This is a genomic window from Thermogutta sp. (genome assembly GCF_014359955.1).
Lineage (GTDB): Bacteria > Planctomycetota > Planctomycetia > Pirellulales > Thermoguttaceae > Thermogutta.
This window is the reverse complement of sequence record NZ_JACIYL010000673.1, coordinates 1-2468: the sequence shown is the minus strand read 5'-3', so window position 1 is coordinate 2468 and position 2468 is coordinate 1. Positions and strand designations below refer to the sequence as shown.

At 55.2% G+C, this 2468-nt stretch carries 2 protein-coding genes; both read left to right on the top strand.

Annotation, left to right across the window (positions count from 1 at the left end; all coding sequences use genetic code 11):
* Positions 1-523 precede the first annotated feature (523 nt).
* The gene (locus H5U08_RS15725; RefSeq protein ID WP_297035162.1) at positions 524-1345 is read left to right on the top strand and encodes a nitroreductase family protein; all 822 of its coding nucleotides are present in this window, start codon (positions 524-526) and stop codon (positions 1343-1345) included.
* 44 nt (positions 1346-1389) lie between these two features.
* On the top strand, positions 1390-2468 hold a 1079-nt coding region (locus tag H5U08_RS15720; RefSeq protein WP_297035160.1), incomplete at its 3' end, for a polysaccharide pyruvyl transferase family protein.

Below are 2468 nucleotides of genomic sequence, written 5' to 3'. Positions count from 1 at the left end.
CTCGGATTGCTATTCGGTTTTTTAATTCATTGGGTACTCGTGTATTGACATGTCATTCGGAATATCAGCACAAAGCACGGGTCGGATTAGAGCATAGATCTATTTGTAAATGCCGTATTAGAGATCTCCGTCTTGTCCCCGGTATCTATTCAGTTGAGCTACAACTTGATGATGGCAGGACGGTTTTCGATAGAATATCTGACGGCATTTCGATACGCGTACTACCTCGCGATATTTACGGTACCGGCCGTCTGATTCCACCCAACGCTACCATTTGGCTTCCGAGCGTTGACTGGGAAGTCTGCGTCGACTTGTAAATTTGTAACCAATGTTCCTTCTGCGCCGGATTGTCAGATTGAGTCGCCGACTAGAAAGTTTCTTTAGTTGGCTTAGGCCGCATACGCGGGATTTGCTTGCACTGGAAGCAAAACATGTCGATGCAGGAAGGGCGAGGTACGGGCGCTTAAACGGACGGAGAGCACTCCTTGCGCGCAACACCCACCGGCTGGAAAAAGGACTGATCATGCGGCCGAGACGCGATGTCTTCGCTCTCGATTATATTGAGGAAACAGTGAAAGCATACGAAGCGGCGCTTAAAGCAGCCCAGAACGGCAAGCATGGCCTTCCCGCAGAGCAACTCCAGTGGACCCACGACGTACTTGCCGAGTATTTCGCGGTCACTGGCAGTGATCCTAAGATTGACCCGCTTCGGGCACGCTTCCAGCGTTTGCCCGCCCCCCCGCGCATTTGCGACGAGCCGCTGGTTCCCTACCGGAGAGATTTATCCCAGCCGCCACCGGTATCCTATGAAGCGCTCGCCGCCCTTGCACACAGACGGCGATCAGTGCGCTGGTTTTTACCAAAACCGGTGCCCCGAGAACTAGTCGACAAAGCGTTAGAGGTCGCTGCCCAGTCACCCAGTGCTTGCAATCGCCAACCCTTTGTCTTCCGCATTTTTGACGAGCCCGAATTGGTTCGCCAGGTGGCCTCCATCCCTTACGGAGTCATCGGTTATGAACATCAGATCCCTGTTATTGTGGTGATCGTGGGACAGTTGCGGAATTTTTTTGACGCCCGTGACCGCCACCTCATCTATATCGATTCCGCCCTGGCGGCCATGAGTTTTATTCTGGCCCTGGAAACGCTCGGTTTAAGTTCGTGTTGTATTAACTGGCCGGATATTCCCGAACGCGAAAAAAAGATGGCTGAGCTTTTGAAACTGGAACCCGACGAGCGTCCCGTGATGCTCATTGCCCTGGGCTGGCCCGACCCGGAAGGTATGGTCCCCAGGTCCGTCAAAAAACCGCTCAAACTCCTCCGGACGTACAACTTCGAGCAGGAATGATCCTCCTCCACGGCACGGGGACACACAACAAAGGGGCTGAACTTATGGCGATTGCGGTGCTCCAGCACTTTCGGGCAAAGCCCAACCCGCCCGAGTTCGTGGTCCCAGCCCAATTTGGCCCCTTTCGCGATCGGGCGAAATACGGCCTGTGGACGCTCCTCGCGGAAAAACGCTTTGGTCGATCCAAGCTGGTTGCCTCGCTGGCCCATCCCTCGTTCCGAAAAAAATACGGGCTGGCCGCCGAGGAAGACATCACCGCCGTCATCGATGCCTCTGGATTTGCCTTTGGCGACCAACACGGTCCTCGGCCTACCCAGCTGATGGCCCGAAATTGCCGACGATGGAAGACACAAGGGAAGAAGATCATCCTCCTCCCGCAGGCCTTTGGCCCCTTCACAACGCCAGCTATCCGAGCGGCCTGTCGGGAGTTGGTCGAGAACTGCGATCTTGTTTTCGCCCGGGAAAAAGAGTCGTACCGCCATCTGGTGGATGTGGTGGGGCAGCGGGCCAATATTAAAATAGCACCCGATTTTACGCCGCTTGTGCAGGGCATTTTGCCTGAGGGATTTCGGCCAAGGAACGACACGGTGTTTGTCGTGCCCAACATGCGGATGCTCGATAAAACCGATCGCAGCCTGGCCGAACGGTATATTCCATTTCTCGCGGAGGCAATCAAGGGCGTAATCAACCACGGCCTCCACGCCAGTCTCCTCATCCATACACCCGAAGACCGGGCGTTGGTGAGACCCATTCAAAATGCCTGCGGCTTTCAAATCGATGTGGTGGAGGAAAGTTGTCCACTGCGACTCAAAGGGATTCTGGGAACGGCCTACGCGGTGATCAGCTCCCGGTTTCACGCCCTGGTCGGTGCTTTATCGCAAAACGTCCCCGCGTTGGCCGTCGGCTGGAGCCACAAGTACGAACAGTTGATGCGCGAACATGGTTGCCCGGAGGCAGCCGTTCAGGCTGGCGATCAGAACGGACTTACAGCTATCCTGGGACAAATTCTCAAAGAGCCAACGCGATCAACCATAATCGACCGAATCCGGGAGGCTAACGATCGGATTCGGCAAGAGATCGACGCAATGTGGTCCGCAGTGGATGAGGTCCTCGCTCCAGTACA

What these genes read in the sequence shown, in the direction of transcription:
- H5U08_RS15725 (WP_297035162.1), top strand. Translation starts at nt 524, where the DNA reads ATGCGGCCGAGACGCGATGTCTTCGCTCTCGATTATATTGAGGAAACA.